Annotated in this window: 19 protein-coding genes and 1 pseudogene; 8 read left to right on the forward strand and 12 right to left on the reverse strand. The window is 67.0% G+C overall.

Annotated elements, in window-relative coordinates:
• The first annotated feature begins 114 nt into the window (after positions 1–114).
• From V5A20_RS05395 to V5A20_RS05410, 4 genes are all read left to right on the forward strand, one after another.
• Positions 115–930: an EcsC family protein gene (locus V5A20_RS05395; protein ID WP_332326876.1), complete on the forward strand. Its 816-nt coding sequence runs from the start codon at positions 115–117 to the stop codon at positions 928–930.
• Between the two features lie 72 nt (positions 931–1002).
• A complete protein-coding gene (locus V5A20_RS05400; RefSeq protein ID WP_332315815.1) occupies positions 1003–1374 on the forward strand; it encodes a four helix bundle protein in 372 nt (123 codons plus the stop codon).
• Positions 1375–1401: 27 nt separating this feature from the next.
• Positions 1402–2700, forward strand: coding sequence for a ribosome biogenesis GTPase Der (gene der, locus V5A20_RS05405; protein WP_332315814.1), 1299 nt, complete (start codon positions 1402–1404; stop codon positions 2698–2700).
• Positions 2701–2874: 174 nt separating this feature from the next.
• Positions 2875–3648: a CDP-alcohol phosphatidyltransferase family protein gene (locus V5A20_RS05410; protein WP_332315813.1), complete on the forward strand. Its 774-nt coding sequence runs from the start codon at positions 2875–2877 to the stop codon at positions 3646–3648.
• Between the two features lie 4 nt (positions 3649–3652).
• Here V5A20_RS05410 and V5A20_RS05415 read toward each other — a convergent pair whose 3' ends face one another.
• From V5A20_RS05415 to V5A20_RS05430, 4 genes are all read right to left on the reverse strand, one after another.
• Complete coding sequence (locus tag V5A20_RS05415; protein WP_332315812.1) at positions 3653–4357, reverse strand: PqiC family protein; 705 nt, start codon at positions 4355–4357, stop codon at positions 3653–3655.
• 4 nt (positions 4358–4361) lie between these two features.
• Positions 4362–5396 (reverse strand): MlaD family protein, encoded by a 1035-nt coding sequence (locus V5A20_RS05420; protein WP_332315811.1) that lies wholly within the window; start codon positions 5394–5396, stop codon positions 4362–4364.
• Between the two features lie 33 nt (positions 5397–5429).
• Positions 5430–6191: an ABC transporter ATP-binding protein gene (locus tag V5A20_RS05425; protein WP_332315810.1), complete on the reverse strand. Its 762-nt coding sequence runs from the start codon at positions 6189–6191 to the stop codon at positions 5430–5432.
• Between the two features lie 118 nt (positions 6192–6309).
• Positions 6310–7425, reverse strand: a complete 1116-nt coding sequence (locus V5A20_RS05430; RefSeq protein WP_332315809.1) for an MlaE family ABC transporter permease — start codon at positions 7423–7425, stop codon at positions 6310–6312.
• Positions 7426–7585: 160 nt separating this feature from the next.
• On the opposite strand from V5A20_RS05430, the gene V5A20_RS05435 reads away from it, so the two are divergent.
• Together V5A20_RS05435 and V5A20_RS05440 are read left to right on the forward strand one after the other, a co-directional pair.
• Positions 7586–10831 carry a S41 family peptidase gene (locus tag V5A20_RS05435; RefSeq protein WP_332326877.1) on the forward strand — a complete coding sequence of 1082 codons (3246 nt, stop codon included), beginning with the start codon at positions 7586–7588 and terminating at the stop codon, positions 10829–10831.
• A 271-nt stretch (positions 10832–11102) separates the two neighbouring features.
• Entirely contained in the window at positions 11103–11510 is a 408-nt protein-coding gene (locus V5A20_RS05440) for a hypothetical protein (protein WP_332315807.1), read from the forward strand.
• 193 nt (positions 11511–11703) lie between these two features.
• Here the strand turns inward: V5A20_RS05440 and V5A20_RS05445 are convergent, their stop codons facing one another.
• From V5A20_RS05445 to V5A20_RS05460, 4 genes are all read right to left on the reverse strand, one after another.
• Positions 11704–12390 carry an OmpA family protein gene (locus V5A20_RS05445; protein ID WP_332326878.1) on the reverse strand — a complete coding sequence of 229 codons (687 nt, stop codon included), beginning with the start codon at positions 12388–12390 and terminating at the stop codon, positions 11704–11706.
• A 145-nt stretch (positions 12391–12535) separates the two neighbouring features.
• Positions 12536–13519: a Gfo/Idh/MocA family protein gene (locus V5A20_RS05450; protein WP_332326879.1), complete on the reverse strand. Its 984-nt coding sequence runs from the start codon at positions 13517–13519 to the stop codon at positions 12536–12538.
• 146 nt (positions 13520–13665) lie between these two features.
• Positions 13666–15642 carry a sensor histidine kinase gene (locus V5A20_RS05455; RefSeq protein WP_332326880.1) on the reverse strand — a complete coding sequence of 659 codons (1977 nt, stop codon included), beginning with the start codon at positions 15640–15642 and terminating at the stop codon, positions 13666–13668.
• 44 nt (positions 15643–15686) lie between these two features.
• Entirely contained in the window at positions 15687–17075 is a 1389-nt protein-coding gene (locus tag V5A20_RS05460; protein ID WP_332315803.1) for a nicotinate phosphoribosyltransferase, read from the reverse strand.
• Positions 17076–17334: 259 nt separating this feature from the next.
• Between V5A20_RS05460 and V5A20_RS05465 the strand changes: the two genes are divergently transcribed.
• Positions 17335–18627, forward strand: a complete 1293-nt coding sequence (locus tag V5A20_RS05465; protein WP_332326881.1) for an RNA-guided endonuclease InsQ/TnpB family protein — start codon at positions 17335–17337, stop codon at positions 18625–18627.
• A gap of 209 nt (positions 18628–18836) precedes the next feature.
• Here the strand turns inward: V5A20_RS05465 and V5A20_RS05470 are convergent, their stop codons facing one another.
• From V5A20_RS05470 to V5A20_RS05480, 3 genes are all read right to left on the reverse strand, one after another.
• Positions 18837–21644, reverse strand: coding sequence for a zinc-dependent metalloprotease (locus V5A20_RS05470; protein WP_332326882.1), 2808 nt, complete (start codon positions 21642–21644; stop codon positions 18837–18839).
• 248 nt (positions 21645–21892) lie between these two features.
• On the reverse strand, positions 21893–22417 hold the full coding sequence (locus tag V5A20_RS05475; RefSeq protein ID WP_332326883.1) for a GbsR/MarR family transcriptional regulator: 525 nt from the start codon (positions 22415–22417) through the stop codon (positions 21893–21895).
• Between the two features lie 445 nt (positions 22418–22862).
• Positions 22863–25124, reverse strand: coding sequence for an IGHMBP2 family helicase (locus V5A20_RS05480; protein ID WP_332326884.1), 2262 nt, complete (start codon positions 25122–25124; stop codon positions 22863–22865).
• Between the two features lie 579 nt (positions 25125–25703).
• On the opposite strand from V5A20_RS05480, the gene V5A20_RS05485 reads away from it, so the two are divergent.
• Positions 25704–25943, forward strand: coding sequence for a hypothetical protein (locus V5A20_RS05485; protein WP_332326885.1), 240 nt, complete (start codon positions 25704–25706; stop codon positions 25941–25943).
• A 35-nt stretch (positions 25944–25978) separates the two neighbouring features.
• Here V5A20_RS05485 and V5A20_RS05490 read toward each other — a convergent pair.
• A pseudogene (locus V5A20_RS05490) lies at positions 25979–26171 on the reverse strand (sodium/glucose cotransporter 2); the annotation flags it as partial.

Raw genomic sequence — 26171 nt, forward strand, 5'->3', positions numbered from 1 at the left:
AGCAAGCGTAAGACCTCACGGCAGCCTGTGTAGAACGCGAAGAATCTCCCGGCTTCAGCCGGGGGAGAAGTCAAACCCGCAAACAAGTCCGTGCCCTGTGTTTCCCCCAACGCCATGCGACTGACCGACGACGAAAAAGCCGTTCGCCGCGAAATTGAGGACTGGCAACACGCCGACGCCTCCGTGGCGTCGCAGGCCATGGACTGGGCCATGCGGCCGGTGGACTGGGCCGTGGAGCAGGTCGTGTCGCCCGATCAGATGGATCAGGTGACCGAGCGGATCGAGCAGTTCTTGTCCACCCTCAGTGACGCCTCGGAGTGGACGCACGCGTCGGAGGACATCCTGTCCGCGGCCGAGGACCGGGGCCTCCCCGCCGAATCGGTCAAGGACCTCCGCAACCGCCCCATCGCCGATCTCGACGAGCTGGCCCGCAGCCGCTTCCGGCAGAACACGATCCTCGCGGCGCTGGGGGGCGGGGGCACCGGCCTCGCGGGCACGGCCTTTGTCGCCGCCGACATCCCGCTCCTCTTCACCATCAACCTGCGCCTGATCCAGCAGATCGCCGCCAGCTACGGCTTTTCGCTGGAGGGGCCCATGTTTCGGCCGCTCGTGCTGTCGGTCTTCAACGTGGCGGCGTCGGGGGGGCGGGAGGCCCGCAACGAGGCGCTGCGCGAGGTGAGCGTGGCCGCGGCGGCCTTTGCCGACGACCTCGACTACGCGGGGCGCGTGTCCGGCACCTTCCGCGACCAGAACCGCCACCTGCCGCGCGAGATTGCGAAGACGCTCCTGGAGCGCAAGCTGGGCCAGACGGTGCCGCTGGCCGGGGCCGCCGTCGGGGCGGGCGTCAACTACTGGTTTACCACGCAGACCGCCGAGTCGGCCTTCATGTGCACGCGGGCGCTCTACCTGGACTGGAAGGAACGACGTTAACTTCTTGGGGGAAGAGGGAAGTGGTAAGGGGGAAGAGAGGGATGACTGCCTGCCATAATGCCGAGAGCTGCCATGTCAAAGCGCGGGTCGGTGGAGAGCTATCGGGATTTGGAGGTATGGCAGCGGGGAATTATGCTCGTGGAGCGGGTCTACGAGGTGACGGATCGTTTTCCGGATCGAGAGCAGTACGAGTTGACCTCGCAGCTGCGTCGGGCGGTGGTGGCGATTCCATCGAATATTGCCGAGGGCTGGGGATACAGTTCGCGCGACCAGTACGTGTACTACCTGGAGCAGGCACGTAGTTCGCTGCTTGAAGTGGAAACACAAATCACCATTGCAGAGCGGTTGTCGTATATCACGGAGGACACGCGGGATGATCTGCTCCGCGGGACAACAGTAGAAAGCAAAATGCTCTTGTCCCTCATGCGCTCCCTCCAGTCGTAAGTCGGCCCCCATCCCCCCTTCCCTGCCGTGCTCGTAGCCATCGTCGGACGGCCAAACGTCGGCAAGTCCACCCTTTTCAACCGCCTCACCGGCTCGCGCCAGGCCATCGTCGAAGACACCCCCGGCGTCACGCGCGACCGCGTCTACGGCGAGGCCGAGTGGGAGGGGCACACCGTCCCCCTCGTCGACACCGGCGGCTACGTCCCGCGCTCCGACGACCCCTACGAACGGGCGATCCGTGAGCAAGCCGAGATTGCCCTGGAGGACGCCGACGTCATCCTTTTCGTGGTGGACGTGACGACCGGCATCACGGAGATGGACAAGGAGATTGCGACCGTGCTCCGGCCCACCGAGACGCCCGTCATGGTCGTCGCCAACAAGGCCGACAATGAGGAGCGTGAGTGGGCGGCGAGCGAGTTTTATCAGCTGGGCCTGGGGGAGGTCTATCCCGTGAGCAGCACCAACAAGCGGGGCGTCGACGACATGATGGCCGTGCTCGTCGACACACTGCCCGGCACCGAGGACGCGACGAACGAGGATCGGGTGCGGATCTCACTCGTGGGCAAGCCCAACGCGGGCAAGTCGTCGCTCGTCAATGCCACGCTGGGGTTCGACCGCGCCATCGTCACCGAGAGGCCCGGCACCACGCGCGACACGGTGCAGTCGCTGGTACAGTACGAGGACCGGGAGCTCATGCTCGTGGACACGGCCGGCATGAAAAAGCGCTCCAAGACCGAGGGGGTCGAGTTCTACGCGACCGTCCGCAGCGAGCGGGCGATCCGGGCGGGGGACGTGTGTGTGCTCGTCCTCGACGCGACCGAGGAGTTGCACAAGCAGGATCTGAATGTGCTCTCGGAGGTCAACGAGCACAAGAAGGGCATGGTGGTGGCCGTCAACAAGTGGGACCTCGTGCCCAAGGACGACGGGACGATGAAGCAGTACACGAAGTACCTGCGGCAGTACCTCGGCACGCTCGACCACGTGCCCCTCGTGTACGTGTCGGCCGTCACCAAGCAGCGGGTGTACGAGCTGCTCGACACGGCCCTGGACGTGGCGGAGGAGCGGGAGAAGCGCGTGCAGACCAGTGCCCTTAACGACGCGGTGCAGGCGGCCATGGAAAAAAAGCATCCGCCCACCACGAGCAGCGGGGCCTTTGTCAACATCAACTACGTGACCCAGGTGCGCACGGCGCCGCCCGTGTTCGTCTTCTTCGCCAACCACCCCGAGAGCATTCGCACCGACTACGAGCGGTACCTGGAGGGGGCGCTGCGGGACGCGTTCGGGTTCGAGGGCGTTCCACTGACGCTGGTCTTCAAGGAGAAGTGAGCGCTGGCGCCCGTCGTCGCCGCGGGTCCCTGCGAAATGGAGGGGAGGTCGCGCTTTAATATTGCGGTTTCGTCATGGACACCTGCAGGGCCTCGTCTGTAAACAAAGAACATTCACCACTCCTCCCGCGCATGTGCGACCGCTGAGACCGGCGCCGCAGAGGGCACGATCCGCATGGGATCCACTGACTTGAGCGATCTGAAGGACCGGTCCGAACGAATCCGGCTGGGCCGCAAGGTGCGCGCCTACCTCGTGCACCTGTTTACGGCGTCGGGGGTGGCGTTCGCGTTTCTGGCCATGCGGGAGGTCGTGCGGGTCGACCTGGACCCGCGGTGGGTCTTCGGGTGGCTCACGCTGGCGGTCTTCATCGACGCGGCCGACGGGCCCCTGGCGCGGCTGTGGGACGTGAAGCTGTACGCCTCTCGCATTTTGGGCCAGACCATCGACCTGATCGTCGACTACCTGACGTTCACGTTCATCCCGCTGGTGCTCGTGTGGCGAATGGACTGGCTGCCCGGCTGGGACGGCCTGTGGGTCACGCTCGCGATGGTGGCCAGCCTCCTGGGGTTCGCCAACACCGCGGCGAAGCAGAGCGAGGAGGGCTTCTTCCTCGGCTTCCCGTCGTACTGGAACGTGGTGGCGTACTACGTGGGCCTGCTCGCCGTCGAGTACGGCGTCGTCGGGGCCTACATGTCGCTGGGGTCGGTCCTGACGCTCACGGTCCTGACGCTGGTGCCGGTCCGCTTCGTCTACCCGAACGCGGCCCCGACGCCGTGGCGCGCCATCGTCACGGTGGGGGGGGTCGCGTGGCTCGGGCTGCTGCTGGCGCTGCTGCCCACCTTCCCCGAGCTGCCGGCGTGGGGCGGCGACTGGGTGCTGTGGGTGTCGTTCATCTACCCGGCCTTCTACTTTGGCCTCTCCGGCTGGCTGGACTGGAAGACCACGTAGGGGCTCATCGACGGTTGAGGGCGTCTAGGCGGGCGCCGATGCTGTCGGCCAGCACCTGGAGGGAGGTCCCGAGACGAGACGTGAGGGCGCCGTAGTCCGTAACCGGCCAGTCGGCCGTCCGGTGTGCGGTTTGGTCGCGGGCCTGAATTGTCTCGTCCGTGGGGTCGAGGACGGTCCATCGCACGCGCATCTGGGTGTTGCCCTCCGGCGGGGGCGCGTCGTCGTCGGCGTCCGGGCCCGGGGGGCGCGGCCCTGCGCCTTCGAACCTGAAGACCTGCAGTTGCAGGAGGTGGTCGAACGTTGCGCCGCGGGGCCACGGCACCGTCTCTACCGACTGGACGCCCGGGCGCGCCTCCAGGGCGCGCGCCACGGTACGGCCGATGCCCTGGTCCAGGTCTTCGCCCCACCGATGAAACTCGGAAAATTCGATTGTATTGGGGCCGCGGCGCGTCACGATGCGCGTCTCGTCGAGGTAGGACGCCAGGCGCGGGGTGCGCAGCCCAATCCGCAGGCCGGTCGTGTCTGCCGGGGCGGGGTCTGCCGACGTCGTATCTGAAGAGGAGGCGCCGTCGAGGAGGTGATAGGTGGCGTCGCTCGTGCGCGGCTCCAGCAGGCGCACACACCCCGCCACAGCGAGCCCGACCAGGCCCACGGCCAGGACGCCCAGCCCGAGCCGACGCAGAAACAGGGAAGCAGAAGACACGGTCATGCAACTACTGTTCGTTCGGGGGAGGGGGTTCTTCGCGGCCGCGGAGGAACATGCTGGGGTTCCGCTCCAGGGACTGGATGAGCACCCGCAGGGCCTCCGTGGCCTCCGACAGGTTCGAGAGGGCCTCGTTCATCTGGTAGCCGACGCCGGAGTCGGTGGACAGGGTCTGGTCCACCTCGGTCATCGTGCGGCGCATGCGTTTTAGGGTCTCCCGGAGCTGCCGGCTCGTCTTTTCGAGCTCGTCGGCCGTCGGCTCCACGCCCCGGTCGAGCCGTTGAATGAGGGACTGCGCGTCCTTGATGGTGGCTCGGAGCCGCTCGGTGGCTTTCGGCATGTCCTGCAGCGTGGTGCGCACCTCGTCGGACTCGACCACCTCCCGCACCGACGCGATGGTGGTGAGGGCCGAGCGGTTGATGGCCTCGGCGTCGAGGGCCTCCAGCTTGTCGTTGGCGTTGACGAGAAACGTGACCAGGTTTTCGTTGATCTGCGTCACGTCGAACTGGCGCAGGTTCGTCACGAGGCCGGACGCCCCCTCCCCGAGCTTGGCGAGGGGCGAGAGCTCGGTCGGAATGGAGAGGCGGGACGGCGGCCCCTGGGCGAGCACGGCCGAGTCCGGGTCGGAGATGTACGTAAGCTCGACGTACAGCTTGCCGGTCACAATGCTCTCGAGCTGCAGCTGCGCCCGCAGTCCGTCCTCAATCTGGTCGCGGAGCAGGGCCGGGTCGTCGAGGTTGAGGCGCGCCCCGGTGGTGTCCGTCACAGGGTCGAGGTTGATCGCGTACTGCACCGGCACCTGAAACGTCTCGTTTTCGAGGTCCACCCGCAGGTTGATGTCGGTGACCTCCCCGATCGGCACGCCCTTGAACTTGACCGGGGCGCCCACGTCCAGCCCGTTCACCGACTCGTCGAAGTAGCTGATGAATGTCGTCCGCTGCTCGAAGAACTGTCCGGAGCCGAACGCCCCCACCCCCACGACGGCGAGCACGAGGGCGCCGACGACGAAGAGGCCGATAAGGGTGGGATTGGCACGTTGCCCCATAGAGCAGGTCGTCGAATGGAGAAGGGCCCGGCCCTAGTCGCGGCCGAGGGACCGTGTCAAAAATTGATACACGCGTTCGTTGGGTGGGTTGCGCCGCAGGTCCTCGGGCGGGCCGAGGGCCGTCATGGTCTTGGTCTCGATGTCGAGGTAGAGCGCGCGGTCGGCGATCGTAAAGATGCTTTCGAGGTCGTGGCTCACCACCACGACGGTCGTGTTGAGGCTGTCGCGCAGCTGCAGGATGAGGTCGTCGAGGCGCCGGGCACTGATCGGGTCGAGGCCGGAGGTCGGCTCGTCGAAGAACAGCAGGTCGGGGTCCAGGGCGATGGCCCGGGCCAGGGCCGCTCGCTTCTGCATGCCCCCGCTAATCGCGTGGGGATGAAAGTCCTCGAACCCCCGCAGGCCCACGAGGGCGAGCTTGAGCGACACGATCCGGTCGATGTCCCCAGACTCGAGTGTCGTGTGCTCCTCGAGGGGGAGGGCCACGTTTTCCGCGAGCGTCATGGTGCTCCAGAGCGCGTCTTCCTGGTAGAGGATGCCCATTTCACGAAGCATCGCCGCGCGCTCGTCGGCGCTCATGGCCCACAGGTCGCGCCCGTCGATCTGAATCGTGCCGGCGGAGGGGTGCATCTGCCCAAACAGGTGCTTGAGCAGCGTGCTCTTGCCGGACCCGCTCCCGCCCATGATGACAAAGATTTCGCCCGATCCCACGTCAAACGTGAGGTCCTCCATCACCACGAAGGACCCGAAGGCAAGCACGAGGTCCTCGGCCGAAATGGCGGGGATGTCGGTAGGCACGGAGGCAAGCGTGGACGTTCAGAGGTATGGACGTATGCGGGGGGCAAGGACGTATGTATGGAGGGCTAGAGGCTACACGTTCACCCATCCATCCGTTCACACCTTCAACCGTGCATTCCTAAAACTGGAGCACGGCGGCGGCCCAGTCGATGACGGCGTTGGCGAAGACGATGAGAATGATGCCGGTGACGACGGCGGAGGTCGTGGCCTGGCCCACCGCCGAGGCGTCGTCCCCGGCCTGGAGGCCCCGCATGCACCCGGCGAGGCCGATGATGCCGCCGTACACGACGGCCTTAAAGATGCCCACCAGGGCGTCGGACAGCACGACCGGCTCCAGGAGGCCCGTGAGGAACTGCGTGGTGGTGAGGTCCAGCATGGTCACGGCGACGGCCATGCCGCCGAGGATGCCCAGCGCGTCCGCGTAGAGCGTGAGCATCGGCAGGGCCACCACCACCGCCAGGATGCGGGGCGTCACCAGGAAGTCGATCGGCGAGATGCCGAACGTTTCCAGCGCGTCGATCTCCTCATTCACCTTCATGCTCCCGAGCTCGGCGGCGAACGCGGCCCCGGTGCGGCCCGTCATGATGATGGCGGTCATGAGGGCCCCCAGCTCCCGCAGCATGCCGTAGCTGACGAGGTAGGAGACGAAGTAGTCGGCCCCAAACCGTTGCAGCACCACGGCCCCCAGAAACGCGATGATGAGGCCCACGAGAAGGCTGATGACCGTGACGATGGGCAGGGCCGAGGCCGTGCTTTCCTGCAGGGCGACGCCGAAGGTGCGCCAGCGCATTCGGCCGCGGCCCGTGAGGACGGCCCCCACGCTGCGGAGGGCCTGGCCCAAGAAGGTGACGAGGGCGTGTGCCTCATCGTACGCGTCCAGTCCCCAGTGGCCGAGGCGGGCAAGGAGGGAGGGGGGCCCCGCGTCCGGTGCCGTGTCCTCCTCCGGCACGGCCTGCGAGAGGGCGACGAGCCGCTTGAGGGCAGTGGGAAGCGTGTCGGTCTGGACGTTCAGGTCGTGGGCCCGGCCGTAGTCGGCAACTTCGAAGAGAAACGTGACGAGGCTGCTGTCCCAATCACCCAGCTCGGAGGTGTCGAACGCAATCGCCGTCACGGGACTCGACGGGGCGGCGTTCACCACGACAGTCTGCACGTCGGGCAGGGGCCGGTCGAGCGTCCAGTCCCCCACCGGCGCAAGGACCAGCGTCTCGTCGGTATGGTGCGTCTCGACCTGCATTGCGGCGGAGGCGATTCACAAAGGGCGAAAGGGCCGCCGGGCGTTCCCAAGATGTTGGTCGCGGAGCATGAAGGCAACCTACTTGCATTCTGATCGTCGCTCCAGCACTTTGAAAAAACCACTTCTCCCTGTACTTCGGCGCACACCCTGCACCCCGCCCATGTTGTACTCCGCCCTTCGTCACTGCCTCGTCGTGGCTCTCGTCGCGGCCCTCGTGTCGCCGGCCGCCGCGCAGGATGCCACGCAGCTCCTTCGCCAGCCCACCGTTAGCCCGGGTCATATCGTGTTTGCCCACGCCGGGGAGCTGTGGCGCGTGGGCCACGACGGCGGTGACGCCACGCGGCTCACCAGCTTTCCGGGCGTCGCCTCCCACCCCCGTCTCTCGCCAGACGGGGAGCACGTCGCCTTCTCCGGCGAGTACAACGGGCAGACGGACGTGTACGTGGTGCCGGTGGACGGCGGCACGCCCGAGCGCCTCACCTGGCACCCCGGCACCGACGAGGTGCAGGGCTGGGCGCCGGACGGGGACCGAGTCCTCTTCACGTCGGGCCGCGACAGCGCCCCGGCCTCCTACAGCCGCTTCTGGACCGTCTCAAGGGAGGGCGGCACGCCGTCCCCGCTCGCCATCCCCCGCGCCGACGTGGGCCGCTACGGGCCCGACGGCGAACGGATGGTGTACCAGCCCATCGAGCGCTGGCAGGACCACTGGCGCGGCTACCGCGGCGGGCAGACGCACCCGCTCTGGGTCATCGACCTCGACGACTACGGCACGACGGAGATTCCCTTTGAGGGCGGCATCGACACGCGCCCCCTCTGGGTCGGCGACACCATCTACTTCGTCTCGGACCGCACGGACCGGGTCCGCAACGTCCACGCCTACGACGTGGAGCGCGGCACGGTGCAGGCCCTCACGTCCCACACCGAGTTCGACGTGAAGACGATGGGCGCGGCCGAGGGCACGCTCGTCTACGAGCAGGGAGGGCGTCTCCACCGGCTCGACCTGGAAACGGAGGAGTCCACCCCGCTCGACATCACCGTGCAGGGCGACTTCCCGTGGACGCAGGCGCAGTGGACGGAGGTCGGCGGCGACATCATGAACGCCAATCTATCCCCCACCGGCGTACGGGCCGTCTTCGGGGCGCGCGGCGAGATTTTCACCGTGCCCGCGGAGGAGGGGGACTGGCGCAACCTGTCGGGGACGCCCGCACAGGCGGACCGCTTTCCGGCCTGGTCGCCGGACGGCTCGCAGGTGGCCTGGTTCTCGGACCGCAACGGCGAGTACCAGCTCATGATTGGCCCGCAGGACGGCCAGGACGAGCCGCGGGCGATCGACCTGCCGCCCTCGTTTTACTACCGCCCGCAGTGGTCCCCGGACGGCTCCCACCTGCTCTTTACCGACGCCGACCGCACCCTCTGGGTGCTGGAGGTGGAGAGCGAGGCGCTGACGAAGGTAGACTACGACCTCTACGCCCATCCGCAGCGCTCGCTCAACCCCGAGTGGTCGCCGGACGGCGACTGGATCGCCTACGCGAAGCGCATGCACAATCAGTTCCGCACGATCTACGCCTACTCGCTGGAGCGGGACACGAGCCTCGCCCTCACCAACGGCATGGCCGACGCGGTGCACCCCGCCTGGGACGAGAGCGGCGACTACCTCTACTTCATGGCCAGTACCGACTACGGCCTCAACACCGGCTGGCTCGACATGAGCTCGTACGAGCGTGACGTGGAGCGCGGGCTGTACCTCGCGGTGCTCGATGCCGACACGCCCTCGCCCCTCCTGCCCGAGAGCGACGAGGAACCGGTGGGGGGACAGGAGGAGGCCGACGCCGAAACCGAGAACGGCGAGGAAGAGAGCGACGTCACGATCGATCCCGATGGGCTCGACCAGCGCATCCTGTCCCTCGACGTGCCGGTGAGCACGTACAGCGGCCTCTATGCCGCCACCGAAGGCACCCTCTTCTTCGGCGAAACGGGAGGCGACGCGCCCGGCCTGCAAATTCACCGCTACCGGCTCGGCGCCGATGAGGCGCAGCCCTACCTCGGCGGCGTCACGCAGTTTGCGGTCTCCCACGACGGGCAGAAGGCCCTCTACCAGGCACGGGGGCAGTGGGGCATCGTGGAAACGGCCGGCAATCCGTCCGCGGGTGATGGGGCGATCGACGTCTCCGGAATGGAAATGAAGGTCGACCCGACGGCCGAATGGGAGCAGCTCTTTGAAGAGGCCTGGCGCCTGTACCGCGACTACCTCTACGTGGACAATTACCACGGCCTCGACTGGGACACCATTCGCACCCTCTACGAGCCGTGGCTCGACGACGTGCACCACCGGGCCGACCTCAACTACCTGATCGCCAACATGATCGGGGAGCTCTCGCTCGGCCACACCTACGTGGGGGGCGGCGACATGCCGGAGATCGAGGGGCCGGGCACCGGCCTGCTGGGGGCCGACCTGGAGGCGGAGAACGGGCGCTACCGCTTCGCGCGCATCTACGACGGGGAGAGCTGGAATCCGGACCTCCGGGCTCCGCTCCGGGCGCCGGGCCTCGACGTGAGCGAGGGCGACTACCTGATCGCGGTGAACGGCACTGCCCTGACGGCCGACATGAACCCGTACCGCCTCTTTGAGGGACAGGTCGACCGGCAGGTGACGCTGCTCGTAAACGACGCGCCGACGCGAGAGGGCGCCCAGGAGGTGACGGTCGTGCCGGTGAGCAGCGAGGCGGGGCTCCGCACGCAGGCGTGGGTCGAGGACAACCGCCGCCGCGTGGCAGAGGCCTCCGACGGACAGCTCGGCTACGTGTGGGTGCCGAACACCTCCCAGGCCGGCTACGAGAACTTCAACCGCTACTACTTCTCGCAGCAGGACCGCGACGGCATCATCATCGACGAGCGGTTCAACGGTGGGGGCTCGGCGGCCGACTACATGATCGACGTCATGGCGCGCGACCTGCACGGCTTCTTTAACAACCCGATTGGCGACCGCGACCCGTTCACCACGCCCGGCGCGGGCATCTGGGGGCCGAAGGTGATGGTGACGAACGAGGCGGCCGGCTCCGGGGGCGACCTCCTGCCATACATGTTCAAGCGCGAGGACCTCGGGCCCACGGTGGGGCGCACCACGTGGGGCGGCCTCGTGGGCATCTGGGACACCCCGCCCCTCATCGACGGCGGGTATCTGACCGTGCCCCGAGGCGGCTTCTACGACCGTAACGGCGAGTGGGCCGTGGAGAACGAAGGCGTGACGCCCGACATTCAGGTGACCCAGCAGCCGCGGGCGGTCATCAACGGGGCCGATCCGCAACTCGACCGCGCCGTGGAGGCGGCCCTGGAGCGCCTGTCGGACGAAAGCCCGGTCCTGCCCGAGCCGGCCCCGCCCACGCCCGCCCCGCGCGGGCAGCAGTAGTGGGCGATTGGAGACGGGTCCGCCCCTGAACGGTCCCGGCCCCGCAACGGCTCGACGGCGTGAGGCATCGCGCACGGGATCATTCGCGCAGGGTTGGCTTTACAAAGAGTACAAAGTTGTGAACAAAATGTACCCCGGGGGTTCCTATGGGCGCGGGTCGGGCTCCGTCCAAGCCCGTACGGGATTCGATGCGGGGCATGTGTGCTGCAGTCGGGGCCAAGGTCCCGTCCGGGCGCCGACCCTGTCCTCACGCCATGAGATCCACCGACCCATGACTGGTGTCTACTCACGCCCCACGGAGACTCCGAAATCGTTGGATCAGGTCGCCGATGTCATCTACCGCAGTCTCGAATCGGCCCTCTCCCAGCGGTGCGCCGAGCTGTACGACATGGACGTAACCTGCACCGATTCCGAGCTGCCAATGGAGATTCAGGTGCAGTGTAAGGGGCGGCTTGGGATGCATCTCCAGGTCACGGTGGAGCACGTGGGAGGCAACGTGTACGACGTGTTCTGCACGATCGAGGAGGGGGCGTCGTGTCAACTCACGTACGGCTATCCCGAGGATGCGGGCACGCCGCTTCCGCTGTGTCCACGCCTGGGACGGAAGTGTGCGGCGTTCGTGCTGGACGAGCTGGAGCAGCGACTGGGACGCTGGCACCTCCGCGGCGAAGCAGGCTGACCGGGGGGGCGGCGTCCGCCAAGAGTGGGATGGAGTCTGGCTGCGGGAGGCGGACGGTGAGGCACGTTCTCTCCCCCACCGCGGTGTCCACCTCAGTGTCGCCCTTCCTGTGGTCGGCGTCCCGTCTGTTTCCGTAGCTGAACGGGAAAGAAGGCGAGGCCGGGGCAGCGGAGAGGCGCGCTGGCGAGCGTCGTTACCGGCCGTCGTTGCTGTCTGCACGTTCCTGCACGCGCTCCCGGTACTCCTCGCTGGCATAGATGGCGACCTCCACGCGCCGGTTTTGCTGGCGCCCCTCCTCCGTCTCGTTGGAGGCGACGGGCTCGGTCTCGCCCCGCCCCACGGACGTGAGGCGGCCTGGAGCGACGCCGCGCTCGACCAGATGGCTTGTGGCCGACTCTGCCCGGCGGTCTGAGAGCTTCTGATTGTATTCCTCCGAGCCCTTGGCGTCGGTATGGCCCACGACGAGGATGTTGGTCTCCTCGAACTCCTGCATGCTCTCGGCGAACTCGCTCAGGTTTTGACGGGCTTCGCCGCGCAGGTCGGCGGAGTCGAAGTCGAACAGAATGCCGCTGTCGAACGTCACCTTGATGCCCTCGCCGACCCGCTCCACATCGGCGTTGTCGAGCTCCTCGTCGAGCTCCTCGGCCTTGGTGTCCATGCGACTGCCGATGATGGCGCCGGCCGCGCCCCCCACGGCCGCCCCGATGATGGCGCCCTCCGCGGTGCCGCCGGCCGCCTTGCCGACGGCCGCCCCGGCCGCGCCCCCGGCCCCGGTGCCGATGATGGCGCCCTTCTCGGTGTTGCTCAGCGACGAGCACCCGCCCAGGAAGAGGGCTGTGACGAGAAGAACCAGCGGAACGGAGTGGCGAACGGACTGCATGGGGGCGTCAAACACGTGAAGGAAACGGCGAGAAGGTGGGACGGGCGACCCGGAGGCCCGAGCTGTCCCTTCCCGTCTTCCGCGTCATCAACGCCGATCCGGGCGTGAAGTTTGGCGCCGTAGGCAAATGAGGCCAGAAGACGGCCTACGACTCCTGCGGGTACGTGACGCCCCATTCGGCCCGGAGGGCATCCGTCGTCCGGAGGAGGGCGTGGCTCTCGTCAAGGGGCATCACGGGGCTCTCCGTGCGCCCTTCGCGGAGGCAGGTCATGACGTGGGCGGCCTCGAACTGGTACCCGTTCCCCGCGTACGGGCGGGCCCAGGAGTCCGTCGTGCCGTCGTGTCGTGTCAGCTCGAACGGCGCGCCCTTCCACCAGGACCGCGTGCCGTGGAGGCGGCCCTCCGCCCCGGCCAGCACGCAGGTGCGCCCGGCGTCGGCCCGCACCGAGGCGTGCCACACCGCCTGCGTCCCGTCATCGTAGCGAAAGATGGCGGCGCACTGCTCGTCGACGCCGGTCTCGCCGAGGACCGCCGAGGAGGAGATGGCGGCCGGGGGGCCAAACAGGTCGAAGGCAAACGCCATGGGGTACACGCCGAGATCGAGCAGCGCCCCCCCGCCGAGGGCCGGGTCGAAGAGGCGATGGTCGGGGTCGAAGGGCTGGGTGACGCCGATGTCGGCCCGGAGCAGGTGCACGTCGCCGAGGGCCTGTTCCTCGTGGACGAGGCGATGTACGTCGTCCATGACCGGGAGGAAGCGAGTCCACATCGCCTCCATCAGAAACTGATCCTGCCGGCGGGCGGTCTCGATGAGCCGCCCGGCCTGCGCGGCGTTCAGGGCGAGGGGCTTTTCGCAGAGGACGGCGTGCCCGGCCTCCAGCGCCATCGTGGCGTGCTTAAGGTGGGCGGAGTGCGGGGTCGCCACGTGAATGACGTCGAGATCGGGGTCGCTCACCAAGGCCTCGTAGGAGCCGTGCCGACGGGGCACGTCGAACGTGTCGCCGAACGCGTCGGCCCGCTGCTGGGCCCGAGAGCCGACGGCGGTCAGCGCCGCATCGGGGAGCAGCGCAAGGTCGTCGGCGACGAGACGGGCAATCTCTCCGGTCCCGAGAATGCCCCAGCGAATGGTCATCGGTGTGGTGGAGGCGGTGAGTGGACTGAACGGTTGGAGAAGCGGTGCCGGAGCGGCCTTGTCTGGCGCCCATGTCTGGCGCTCAGCGGAGGAGACTTCCATGCGCTCCACCCGCACCCGCGGCTTAGATCCCCCTGTGCACGCTCTCAGCGTGGAAATTGGACGGCGAACGTCGTGCCGACGCCCTGTTCGGTGTCCACCGCGATGGTGCCGCCCATGAGCTCCGTCAGGCGTTTTGCGATGGGGAGTCCCAACCCGGTTCCCTCCCGTTCCCTCGCGTTGTCGCCCCGAGAAAAAGACTCGAACAGCTGTGGAAGGAAGTCCGCGTCGATGCCGGGGCCGGTGTCGTTCACCTCAATCGTGATCGTCGCGTCGTCGGCGTAGGCCCGGAGCGTGACCGTTCCGCCGGCGTCCGTGAACTTGAGGGCGTTGCCCACGAGGTTGTCGGTAATGCGGTGGAGCATCGTCGGGTCGAGCTCGGCGCGGAGCGCATCGTCCGCGACCTCCGTGGTGAGCGTCACGTCCTGCTCTCGGGCCTGCGGCCGGAACAGCTCGGCGGTGCCCAGCACCTCGTCGGCCACGTCGACGGGGGTCGGGGCCGGGGCCACGGCGCCGGCCTCCAGCTTCGACAGGTCGAGCACCGAATTGATCGTGTCGCGCAGGCGCCGGCTGCCGCGCTCAATGCGGTCGACACTGTCCTGGCACTCCGCCGGAGCCGACTGGGCCAGCATCTCCGCCGAGCCGATGATGGAGGAAAGGGGGGTGCGCAGGTCGTGCGTCACGTTGGCCAGGAAGGCCGCCTTGAGCTGGTTGGCCCGCTCGGCTTCCTCCTTGGCCGCCTTCAGTTCGCGCTCGTACTGGACCTGGTCGGTGATGTCCTCGATTGAGAAGACGATCTGCCGAATGTCGTCGTTCGCGTCGTAGAGGGGCGCGGCGTTGACGGAAAGGGAGCGGGTCTCCCCGTCGGGGCGCCGAAAGACGTATCGTTCATCGGAGAGGGGCCGTCGGGTGTCCAGGATGCGCCGGAAGGGCCACTCGTCGGGGGGCAGCTCGGTGCCGTCGAGGGGGGCGAGCGTGCCGGTGTCGGCGTAGCGCATGCCGGTCAGCGCGTCGGGCGTGTCGCCGAGAATCTCGCCGGCGCGCTCGTTGGCAAAAGAAATGTGGCCGTCGGCGTCCACGATGACGAGGGCCGCCACGCTCGTGTCCAGGATCGCCTCCGTAAGGTCGCGCTCGCGTCGGAGGTTCTCCTCCGCCTCGACCCGGTCGGTCACGTCGTCGAAGTACACCGAGAGCCCTCCCTCGAAGGGAAAGGCCTTCACGTCCAGCCAGCGGTCGAGGGGCGAGTAGTATTCCAGAAACTCGACCGTCCGCGCCTCCTCAACGGCGGTCTCGTATTTGTCTTGGAACGTAGACCCGACGGCGTCTGGAAATTCGTCCCACACGCACCGGCCCACCAGCTCCTCGCGGGGCCGTTCGAGCAAGGCCTCGGCCTGGGCGTTGACGTAGGTGAGGGTCCAGTCCTCGTCGAGGGCCATGAAGGCATCGGTAATGCTCTCCAGGATGCGCCGCCGCTGCTCGCTCGTCTCGCGGTGGGCCTGGCGGGAGGCATCCAGGCCCGAGGCGTAGTGGCGCAGGGTAAGCTCGTCCATCACCACCCCGGCCAGGTCCGTGAGGGTGTCCCGGTCCTCGTCGGAAAAGGACCGCGGCGCGTCGTCGATCAGGCAGAGGGTGCCCAGTCGGTACCCGTTCGGGGCCGTGAGCGGGGCGCCGGCGTAGAACCGGATGTGCGGCTCTCCCGTCACGAAGGGATTGTCGGCAAACCGAGGGTCTTCGTGCGCGTCCGGCACCACCATGACGTCCCGCTGCTGGATCGCGCGGGCACAGAAGGAAACCTCCCGGTCCGCCCGCCCGGGGGCGAGCCCGTGGGCGGAGAGGCACCACTGATGCTCCTGGTCGATGAAGTTGATCATGGCGATCGGCACCCCGAACAGGCGGGTGGCCAGGCGCGTGATGCGGTCGAATGCGTCCGTGGGCGGGGCCTCAAGGACGTCGTACCGTTCGAGCGTGCGGAGGCGGGGCGCCTCCGGGTCGGACGGACGGAAGTCCGGGAGAGAAGCCTCCATGGGGACGCGGACAGAAATGAGACAACGTGTGCACGAGGCCACTGCTAGGCTGCCTCGGCGGCCATCGTTTGCTTCAGGGCGTCGCGGGTGTCTTCGAGTCGTGCCTCCAGGGCGTCGCTGAGGACGGTCGCGTAGTCCGGGTCGGAGGTGGTGGCGGACCGGAGGTGGGGCGGGAGCTCGGCGCGTCGCGCCGCCGCGTGCTCCCGAATGGCGTCCAGGGGCCGGGCGGCCCCTGCCTCGGTGCGCTCCCCGTCGGCCATCACGCGTTCCAGCAGCGGCGCCCCGTTTATCTGCTCGTCCTCGGTCGCGATGACGTCCCGCACGGCCGTGCCGTCCTCGTACTGACGAACGACCTGCTTCCGCCCCGGCAGGTTCGACTTGTCGGTGGCGAGCTTCATGCGGGGCGTGCCGGCGTAGCCGGACAGCTTGTAGGCACTGTCGAGGGTGGGCTGGTCCTCGGAGGTGCCCATCCGGGTGCCGACCCCGAAGCCGTCGATGGGGGCGCCGCGGTCGAGCAGATCCGTAATCTTGTGCTCGTCGAGCCCTCCGCTGGCAAAAATTAGGACGTCGGTGAGGCCCGCCTCGTCGAGCAGGCGACGGGACGTGTGGGCCAGCTCCCCGAGGTCGCCGGAGTCGAGCCGGATGCCGCGCACCTGCACGTCGTCGCCCGTCTCGTCCATGAGGTCGATCACCTTGCGCACGCCGTCGAGCGTGTCGTAGGTGTCGACCAGCAGGATCGTCTCCGGGTACAGGTCCGAGAAGGCCTGGAAGGCCGCCCTCTCCGAGTCGTGGGCCTCGATGTAGCTGTGGGCCATCGTGCCGGTAATCGGCAGGTCGTAGGCCTGGCCGGCGGCCACGTTGGAGGTGGCGTCGACCCCGGCGATGTACCCCGCCCGGGCCGCCTTCATCGCCGCGTCGGTGCCGTGCGTGCGGCGCATTCCAAAATCGGCCACGAGCCGGTCGGTGCCGTCGGCCCGAGCGGCCTCCACCACCCGGCTCGCCTTCGAGGCGATCGTCGTCTGGAAGGTGAGCTGGTTCAGCAAAAAGGTTTCGACCAGTTGGGCCTCCCCGATGGGGGCGACGACCTCCACCAGCGGCTCGTCGGGAAAGACTGGCGTGCCCTCGGGGACGGCGTACACGTCGCCGGTAAACGCGAAGCCGGACAGCCAGTCGAGGAACGCAGGGTCGAACGCGTCGTGCGTGGCGAGGTGATCGAGGGCCTCCTCCGAGAAGGAAAGCGTCTCCAGAAACTCGAGGGCCTGCTCCAGCCCGCAGGCCAGCAGGTAGTTTCGGTCTTTCAGCCGGCGCACGAAGAGGTCGAACACCGCCGGCTCGTCCATGTCCTCCCGCCAGTAGGCCTGGAGCATGGTGAGCTGATAGAGGTCCGTGTACAGTGCGGACGTGTCAGAGTGCAGTTGGTCGTCGAACGGCATGAGTGCGAAGGGGACGTGAGCAACAGGACGGAGGGACAGGGGCGTTGTAACGACAGCCGGGACGCGTGTGCCGGGAACGTGCCGACGGGGGGCGCGGCCGAGGACGCCGATGTTGGGCACGGGGGCGATGCAGGGACCAACGTGTCGGTTACATTATTGAGTAGAGCGCGAGAAGAGCAGTAAAGGTCCCTTCTTCAGGTGGGACATGAACCTGTCGGTTCTTCGACTCTTCTCGTCGAACGCAGTGAGACAAAACGCTATGTACCTAACTCGCAAACTCAAATTGGGCCGAACCGATCAACTCGACCGCCTTGCGCGGCGAGCGGGTGATCTTTGGTCCACTGTGGCGAAGTGGCATTGGCGATTTGTAGACCGCCAAGGCTACTGGCTGTCCAAGGGTCAGGCCCAAACGATGTACTGCAAGGGCTACGGCGGACTGCATAGCCAGTCTGCTCAGGCTGTAGCGGACAGTTTCTATGATAGCCTAAAATCATGGCGAAAGAAGCGGAAGAGTGGCAACTACGAAGGGCTACGTCCACCGTACAAGCAGAAACGATATTTCAAAGTCCAGTGGAAGTCCTCCGCAATCCGGCTTCGAGACGACGGCGTGCTTCGTCTCTCGAATGGACGTGGAGAAGATCCAGTGCTGATTGATTGGCCATCTGAAGCAGTTGCTTCAGGCCGAGAACCAAAGCGCGTCGAAATCGGCTGGGATGGCGACCAGTACGAGCTTCGGTGCCAGTACAAGGTTGAAGAAAACGAAGAGCCGAAAGGCGACAAGATTGCCGGGATCGATATTGGCGAGATTCATCTTGCTGCTGTTCACACTGGCAGCGAGTCTTGGACCGTCAACGGCAGAGAGCTTCGCAGCCTACGTCGGCAGCAGAACCGAACGAAAGCACGTCTCGACTCGAAGATTGACCAGAAAGAATACGGAAGCAGAAAGTGGAAACGACTGGCCAGAGCCAAGGACCGACAGACCAAGAAGATCCGCAACCAGATCAGGGATCTCCTACACAAGCAGTCCACGCGACTGATAAAGACCCTGCGCGAGACACGGGTCGGAACGGTCGTAGTGGGCGACTTGACAGGAATCCGAGAAGGTCTGGATTATGGATCAAAGGCGAACCAACGGCTCCACCAGTGGGCCTACAGCGAGTTCGTCAGAATGATTGAGTACAAGGCGCGACTGCATGGAATGACCGTCCAGCGCGTCGGTGAAGCCTACACGTCACAGACGTGCCCGTCTTGCGGAAACAGGTATAAGCCACACGGCAGAGAATACATCTGCGGGTGTGGATTCGAGGGACATCGAGACATCGTAGGTGCAGCCAATATCCGACAGAAGTATCTCGGGCCGGAGGAACCGACAGGTGACGAACCGACAGGTTCTTCTCTCCGAGTAGCTGGCGAAGGACCTAAACGGTCCGTCATGGCTTCGCCCACCGGGGTGCGGTATCGTCCGCACATGCGGTGTAACCCGGCGAGTTCACGTAAGACCTCTTCTGAGGACCGACAGGTCCAGAGGCAGGGATGCAGACCCGTGGGATAAGGGCAGAGAAGCCCGTGAAGAATCCCCCGGCTTTAGCCGGGGGAGGAGTCAAAAATACTTAACGATTGGCCCGGTCGGTGGTTTTCCGGAGCAACACTGGAGAGGGGAGACCCACGGCGCCGCTCCTCGTCCCGCCGGATGCACGTCGATGGACATTTCCCCGCCGGACGGAGAGGACAGTGGTGTGGGGCCGTCGGCGCGCCCCTGTCCTACGGCCCCAGGTCCACCGATGCGTTTAGGGCCCGGTCGATGCGGGCCTTCGTCTCGGACAGGTGGGCTCGCGTCTCCGCGTCGAGACTTGAGGCCTCCAGGGCCGTGTCGAGCTGCGAGGACAGCTCGCTCAGCTCCAGCCGGGCCATCGAGCGCACGTCCTCGGGCGCGTCGATCTGGTCGGCGCCGGCCGTGGTGATGGTGATCCAGCTGGTGGTGCCCATCATGAGCTCAATCAAAACGTCGGCGTAGGTGCGCTGCAGCGGGCGCCGGAACGAGTTGATGGGACCCGGCCGGGGGGCGTTCGCATCGAGCTCGCTCCAGATGGCGTCCGTCAGGGTCTGGAAGAGGGGGCCCGGCGTGTACCCGTCGCCGTCCGGGGTGCGGGCCTCGGTGTCGATCATGCGCTGCAGGCGGGCCGGATGGAGCAGCTCGCGGAGCAGGTTGCTCTGCACGGTGTGCACGCGGCGGTGCACGGGGTAGTCGACGGGGAGGCTCGGGGAGGTGCCCCAGTGGGCCTGCCGGTTTGGGGCCAGTTTGTTGAGCCGGTCCGGGTCGAACTCGAAGGCGTCGGGCGCGAAGGCCTCCTCCACGAGAAGCTGCACGGCCTCGCGCTGCTCCTCCGCCGACACGGGCCGAAGCGGCGGGCGGGCGTCGGGGGTTCCCTTGTGGTCGCGCGCCACGTAGCTGCCGCCGACCGTTTTCGTGACGGGGAGGAGCGACCGGTAGCGCTCCATGAGGAGGGCCGTCGTGGCCTGGCGGAGCGGGTAGTACCGGTCGCCCTCGGCGATGAGTCGGTCTTCGAGCTTCGGAATCACCTTCTGAACGAGGTCCGCGCGCGTCTCGGCGAAGGCCTTCGGGTCGTTGCCCAGCTCCCAGGCGTTCGTCAGCGGATCCACGGCGTACCCGCCCAGCCAGTTGTCCTCGTCGGTGCCGTAGCGGTGCATCGGGTCGCTCGACGTGGCCGCGATCTTGTCGAGGCCTGCCTCCGCGGCCGCCGCCGTGTCGGCGAGGGAGCCGTTCCGCTTGAGGGGGCCGCCCTCGGACTGCTCGGCGATCGGCATGTAGCCGTACTGGATGGCCCATTCGTCGTAGGGGCCCACGTTCGGGTTCCAGTAGTGGCCCTGTTCCTCCTCGTCGAGCGCGACATTGACCGGGGCGTAGTCCATGACCGAGAGGCTGACCCCGTGCTCCTCGGTGTAGCTCTCGTCATGGAGCTCGTCGCTGGGGATGCCCGACGAGGCCTTAAAGTTGTGGCGCAGGCCGAGCGTGTGGCCCACCTCGTGCATTACGAGGTCCTTGATCGCGGCGCCGAGGTAGTCGTCCGGCATGGGCTCCCCGGGGGCAATCGTCCCGCGGGCCAAGAGGAGGGTGCGCTGCAGGCCAATCTGCTGCGCCATGCCCCGCTCCGCCCAGCAGGCCCGCCGGGCCAGCTCCGGCGATAGCATCTCGCGGAGGGCCTTGGGGGTGCGAGCCGTGACCGGGCCGTGGGCGGAAGGCGCCGTGTCGGCATTTGGGCCGGGGGTAATCTGGTCGTAGGTGTTCTGCCAGCCGCGGACGAACGAGGAGGAGATGAGGACATCGGCGTTCAGGATTTCGCCCGTCCGCGGGTCCGTCTGCGAGGGGCCGATGGCGTAGCCCATCTGGTGGGCCGCGGTCCACCGCACCGTGGAGTAGCGAATGTCCTCGGCGCTCCACGTGGGGTCGTCCGGGGCCATCCGGGCCTCGACCGCGCTTTTGTATCCGGCGGCGCGGTAGGCCTCGTTCCAGGCCTCGATCCCCCGCCGCACGTACTCGCGGTATCGTTCGGGCACGGTCCGGTCCACGTAATACACGATCGGCTCGGCCGGCTCCACGAGCTCGCCGCGCCTGTAGGCGGCGGTGTCGCTCGGGGCCAGGCGCCAGCGCTGCACGTAGCGCACGTAGGGGTCCCTTGCCCGGTCGCGGGAGAAGTTCTTCATCGCGTCGACGAAGTAGCCCACCCGGTCGTCGGCGCGGCGCCGTTGCATCTTCGTCTCCGGAAGCTCGAACAGCGAGTACCGCACCCCCACGGGCACGGCCCGGTAGTCGGGCACGGCCTCGCCCCCAATCAGCGGCGCGGACGAGCCCTGGTAGGTGAGGGACACGTCGATCTCCGTGTTTTCAGGAAAGCCCCGGGCCTCCGTCACGTAGCTCTTGTCCCGCTGCAGGGTGGCCGGGGCGCCGCCGAAGTACAGCTTGAGCCGGTCGCCGATCTCGGGGTAGTCCGACACCAGGAAGTCGGACACCTCGATCAGCAGGTGCCCGGTCGAGTCGTTGCGGCTGACGATGTCGAAGGCCTCCACGACGGAATGCGCCGTGTTGTCCTCCAGGGACGTGCGCATCGGGCCCGCGTCCGCTCGGAGGCGCACGTTGCGGTGGACGAGGTGCACCGTCTCGTTGACGCGGCGGAACTGCATCAGTCGCGTGTCGCTGAGGGGCAGTCCGTCGTGCAGGTTGAACACCCCTACGCCCTGGCTGACGTGGAGGGTCAGGCCGAACGGGGTGCCCATCCGCTCCGACGGGATTTCGGCGTAAAGCGTCCCGTCATCTTTCTCGTGCAGGGGAAGAAAGCCGTCAATCGTCCGGGTGTCCTCCAGGGTGTCGTCCCACGACGCAAACGGATCGTCGTCTCCGTCGTCCCCATCGGTCGTCTCGTCGTCGGCGGACGAAGACGCTTCGGTCGGGGGAGCGGTCGGCTCGTCGGCCGTGTCGCCCGGGCGGACGTTCACCGTCGTGCAGGCGGCGAAGAGGAGGGAGCCGAGGATGAGCAGGAAGAGCGTGCGCATGGATGCAGAAAAGCATGAGAGAAACGAGCAGGCCTGTCCCGGTCCTCGCGTCACCCACGAAGACCCCAGGACCCTCGAAAGGGAAAGTCCGCTCGGGGCAGGCCAGCACGGGCTACGGGGCCTTCGGTGCGGGACGCCCTCCGCGATCGAGCGACGACTTGTAGACAGAACCGGGGCCGATGTCCCATGGACCCGGCCCTGGGGGCGCTGCCGGGGCGCTGTGGTCCGAGGTGTTCGGAGCGATCACACTAGCGAGGGGTCACGGCCTCCTGGTCGGACGCTGTTTCGAGGCGTTCCTGCTTTACCTCCCACCAGCGCTCGGCGAAATCCTCGAAAAACGACCCCATGAGGTCGTAGAACGCCTCCATGTGCTCGAGGCTTCTTTTGGTCTTCTCCGTCTCGTCCCCGCTGGAATCAATCCGGTTCAGAAAGCGCTCGGCGAGCGCCCGGTTCTCCCGGACCGTCCGCATGTTGAATTTGAAGTTGTTGAAGAAAATGTTGGGGTGAGACTCGTAGTAGTTCCGCCGGTTGTTCGGGCCTTCCACCTTGCGGACGAGGTCCATCTCGTCGAGCCGTCGTACGGAGATGGAGATCGGACCCTTCGAGCGATCCAGGATCCGGACCATGTCGTCAAGGGAGACCGGGTCACTCTTCGTAAGAAGAAGCCCGACGATCAGCCCCTGTAGGCGCCGAAGGCCGTAGGACTCGTAGATGTTGCCGAACTTTTCGATCAATTCTTTCTCAGTGCGAGAGGGGGCTTGTACTTCACTCATGTCTCGAATGGGGGGTGGTGATGAAGAATGCTGGCCCGAGGACCAGCGAGTGGTGGGGCTTTCTTAGATGTTAAAGTCGTCGAATGGTTTGGAAGTTGACAATTTTTTCGGGAGCCAAAGGGGAGGCGGCACTCTCCGGTCGGGGCTGTCGATCGATTCTATGTGGCTGAGAATGGAAGCGAGCAGTGGGGGCTTGGAGACTCGAGCCGGCGAAAAGGACAGATGTCAACGGGCCTGCAGTCGGGCCCCTCCCGCCGGGCCCCGGGCTCGCCCCGCATTGATGGCGGTTGCGGGCTGGCCGCACAGGGGCCGCTCGATGCGGACGGCTTCTTCCCTGTCAGAACAAAAACTGTGCCCCGGAACCGCAGCGGAACTCGATTTTCGGAGGGCCATGGATGTAGGGCCTTTTATACCCCGTGTTGTACCCCGTGGCGACGAGGGAGCGTCAAAGCTGGAGGGTGCGTCCTTCGGTTTTGGCGTACCGAATGAACGCGTCAAACACATCGCCGGCCGCCACGGTGCTGGCGTCGCCTACGACCACCGCCTTGCGCCGGGCACGGGTCACGGCCACGTTGAAGCGGCGCGGCTCGTTGAGAAAGCCAATCGCGCCGCGCTCGTTGCTGCGGACGAGCGAGACCAGGACGACTTCCTTCTCGCGTCCCTGGAAGCCGTCGACCGTGTCGACCTCGAGGGCGTCCAGGGCGAGGGCGCGGTCCATACGGTCCACCTGATCGTCGTAGGGCGAGACGACGGCCATCTGCTCCGGGGCCATGCCCGCCTCCAGCAGATCGGTCGCCAGCCGCACTACGATCTCGGCCTCGCGGGGGTTCTCGTGGGACGAGGAGCCGGCGCGCTGGTGCTCAGGGGCCTCGAGGTCCGACGTGTCTACGAAGACGAGCGGCGCTGCCGGAGCAAGAATGTCGCCGCGCACATCGGCAGGGAGGGCCTGCTGGGTCACGCCGAGGTCGGTCAGCGTGTGGTGCCGCACCGTGTCATCGGCTTCCAGCCGGTCGTTGTAGAAGGCGCGGTTGGGAAAGCCCATGATTGTCTCGTGCATGCGGTACTGCGTGCGGAGAAGACTCCGGAGGGCGTTGGGGGCATCCGGATCCGTCTCGTGATGCTTCGCAAGGCGCTCGAAGAGGGTGTGTTGCAGTCCGTTCTCGGCGGCCTCCCGATGTAAAATGGTGGGCGGGAGCTGTTTGTGGTCCCCCACGAGGACGGCCCGACGGGCGTGCGTCATGGGAATCCAGCAGGAGGGCGCCGTGGCCTGTGTCGCCTCGTCGATCACGAGCATGTCGAAGGTGTGGCCGTCCAGTGGGTCGCTGCCCGCAGTCGAGTTGGTGCTGCACACCACGTCGGCGGCCGCGATCACGTCGTCGATGGCCGCCTGCTCCAGTTGCTCGGCCCTCTCGAACAGCACATCTGCACGGTCTTGGAGGTCGAGCCAGTCGGCCATCTCCTCAATGCGCTCCGGGGGCACCCCGCGCGACCCGCGGCCCTGCTCCGCCAATTCCGTGATTTTGCGGTCGGACATGCCCCGGCGCCAGCGGCCCGAAGGGTGCGTCAGATCCTCCTGGCGGTCGAGCAGGGCAAACGCCTCCTCGCGCTTCGCCTGCGAGCGCCGGTACATTTCGTGGTCCTCGAGGCGGGCGTCAAGGGTGTGCTCCTGGAGCGGGGGCGCCACGCGGCCCGGGTGGCCGAGGCGCACCACGTCGGCGTCCCGCTCGACGAGGACCTCGACGAGGGTGTCGACGGCGGTGTTGGAGGCGGCGGTGGCGAGCACCGACGTGCCACGGTCTACGCACTGCTGGATGATTTCGACGGCCGCAGTGGTCTTGCCGGTGCCGGGCGGGCCGTGGATTAGGTGCGCGTCCGCGGCGGCCAGCGCTGCGCGGACGGCCCGCCGCTGCGACGCGTTGAGGGCCGGATTGTGCCAGGTGTTGACTTCTACGGGGGCGGTGGTGGCGGGCGACGCGACGCCGGTGCACACGTCCCGGAGTCGTTTGAGGGCGCCGTCGGCTGTCGGGAGCTGCGCCAGCGCGTCCTGCATGCGCCGATACGTAATGTCGTTCACGTAGAGGTCCACGCGCAATCCTTTTCCAAAGACCCATCCGTCGGGCTTCGGGGCGAAGGCGGCCGTCACGGAGTAGTTCGTGACCTGTGTGACCGTGCCGGTCGGATTGTCGTCGCGGAGCGGGTCCTGCTTCGAGACCATCGCGAGGTCGCCCACGCGGATCTCGTGGTCGGGGAGCGGCTGGCCCTTCTGCTCGCGCATGAACTTGACGTGGTGGCCGCCGAGGCCCTCGCCTTCGTCGCGGCCCCGCATGCGGAGCAGCGCCCGGCCCCGGTCTTCGCGCTCGCGGCCCGAGAGGGTCTTGATCTCTCGTTCGTGGCGGCGCTTCTCTGCCTCGCGCTCCAGTTCCACGAGGCCCGTGAGCCGGTCGGCGTACTGGCGGGCCGGCTCGGCCTCCTCCTCGAGCCGGGCAATCGAGACGGTGGAGGTACCGATGCGCCCGCCGTCGAGGGCCTGTACGATGCGCCCGGCCACACCGGGCTGTACGTCTACCGTGGCCGCGCCGCCGTCGATGTCGATGGCCCCGAGGGCGTCAGGATCCACGTCCGCCGCGTTCGCGACGGCGCCCACGATGTCGCCCGGGCCCTCCCCGCTGAGGCCCTCCACGAGAAGCGTGGTCGTGTCGTCGCTCATTCCTTGTTGAGAAGATTCGTTCGAACGCATCCGAGAATTCTCTTGTACGTAGGCCCCGAAATGAGGGTTGCGCGTAGGGGACACATCTGATCTGTGACGCGCCGAATGAGGGGGGCGACCGACCGCCGGCGAAGTGGGTCGGCAACCCAACGTTAAAAATCGTCATTCCGAGCGGAGCGCTGGGAGCACAGTGCCCGCGTGCTCCTGGAGTGCATCTCTCGGAAGACGGGCGGACACGACCCCTGCGAGCGGCTTCCGCTTGATGCACAGGGAGTTCTAGAGGATGCTCCTGCCGCGGCCCCTTCGATTCTCTCCTGTCACTGTTTGTCGGTCGCTCAGGATGACGTTCGAGCAAGCGTATTTCTGCGGGCCTATTTCGCATCGGAGGGCCAAAGCGCTTTTGGTTACGGTTCGATAACCTGGGCTTCGTCGGGCCTCCGTCTGTGTTAAACTCCTGCAACCGAAAGCGCTTGCGAGAGAACGGGGGCCGTCGTTTGGGATTGGACCCGGCGACAGCAAGCCCCCGGATCGGGGCCCATCGTCACTCGGATGGTCTTCTCACAACCAGGGGATCCCCTCATGAAATTCCTACGGCGCCTGTACGATGCGTGGCTTCGTCACTCGGCGATTGGACACGTCACCGAGCATGTGGGCAACTGCCCGCACTGCCGCACCCGCACGACGTGGACGGTTCGCATCCTCGACGGCTACGCCCGCTGCCAGGCCTGCGGACACAGCCCGCTGGACAAGAGCGAGCCCGTGCCGGCGGAGCCCCTGGACTCCTCAGCGCGGCGGCCGGATCCCCAGGTGCCGGCGTGAGGCGGCGGCCGAGGGGAAAGGCAACACGGCAGTCGCTACCAGAACACCACCAGCATTACCGCCGTGAGGGCAAGCACCGTGGCGGCGTGGACGCGGTAGTTTTTGTACCACGCCATTGAGGGGCCCGTCTCGAACACGCGGTTCGCCCAGGTCAGGTCGTCGACCTTCGCCGGGGCCGGCGCGTCGCCCAGCGTCAGCGAGGTGACCACGAGGATCCCAATGCAGAGG

Source organism: Salinibacter sp., from assembly GCF_036626415.1.
Taxonomy (GTDB): domain Bacteria; phylum Bacteroidota; class Rhodothermia; order Rhodothermales; family Salinibacteraceae; genus Salinibacter.

Excerpts from the sequence above, each read along its gene's own strand:
- V5A20_RS05395 (WP_332326876.1), top strand. The coding sequence starts at position 115 with ATGCGACTGACCGACGACGAAAAAGCCGTTCGCCGCGAAATTGAGGAC.
- V5A20_RS05400 (WP_332315815.1), top strand. The coding sequence starts at position 1,003 with ATGTCAAAGCGCGGGTCGGTGGAGAGCTATCGGGATTTGGAGGTATGG.
- V5A20_RS05410 (WP_332315813.1), top strand. The coding sequence starts at position 2,875 with ATGGGATCCACTGACTTGAGCGATCTGAAGGACCGGTCCGAACGAATC.
- V5A20_RS05415 (WP_332315812.1), bottom strand. The coding sequence starts at position 4,357 with ATGACCGTGTCTTCTGCTTCCCTGTTTCTGCGTCGGCTCGGGCTGGGC.
- V5A20_RS05420 (WP_332315811.1), bottom strand. The coding sequence starts at position 5,396 with ATGGGGCAACGTGCCAATCCCACCCTTATCGGCCTCTTCGTCGTCGGC.
- V5A20_RS05430 (WP_332315809.1), bottom strand. The coding sequence starts at position 7,425 with ATGCAGGTCGAGACGCACCATACCGACGAGACGCTGGTCCTTGCGCCG.
- V5A20_RS05435 (WP_332326877.1), top strand. The coding sequence starts at position 7,586 with ATGTTGTACTCCGCCCTTCGTCACTGCCTCGTCGTGGCTCTCGTCGCG.
- V5A20_RS05440 (WP_332315807.1), top strand. The coding sequence starts at position 11,103 with ATGACTGGTGTCTACTCACGCCCCACGGAGACTCCGAAATCGTTGGAT.
- V5A20_RS05445 (WP_332326878.1), bottom strand. The coding sequence starts at position 12,390 with ATGCAGTCCGTTCGCCACTCCGTTCCGCTGGTTCTTCTCGTCACAGCC.
- V5A20_RS05450 (WP_332326879.1), bottom strand. The coding sequence starts at position 13,519 with ATGACCATTCGCTGGGGCATTCTCGGGACCGGAGAGATTGCCCGTCTC.
- V5A20_RS05455 (WP_332326880.1), bottom strand. The coding sequence starts at position 15,642 with ATGGAGGCTTCTCTCCCGGACTTCCGTCCGTCCGACCCGGAGGCGCCC.
- V5A20_RS05460 (WP_332315803.1), bottom strand. The coding sequence starts at position 17,075 with ATGCCGTTCGACGACCAACTGCACTCTGACACGTCCGCACTGTACACG.
- V5A20_RS05465 (WP_332326881.1), top strand. The coding sequence starts at position 17,335 with ATGTACCTAACTCGCAAACTCAAATTGGGCCGAACCGATCAACTCGAC.
- V5A20_RS05470 (WP_332326882.1), bottom strand. The coding sequence starts at position 21,644 with ATGCGCACGCTCTTCCTGCTCATCCTCGGCTCCCTCCTCTTCGCCGCC.
- V5A20_RS05475 (WP_332326883.1), bottom strand. The coding sequence starts at position 22,417 with ATGAGTGAAGTACAAGCCCCCTCTCGCACTGAGAAAGAATTGATCGAA.
- V5A20_RS05480 (WP_332326884.1), bottom strand. The coding sequence starts at position 25,124 with ATGAGCGACGACACGACCACGCTTCTCGTGGAGGGCCTCAGCGGGGAG.
- V5A20_RS05485 (WP_332326885.1), top strand. The coding sequence starts at position 25,704 with ATGAAATTCCTACGGCGCCTGTACGATGCGTGGCTTCGTCACTCGGCG.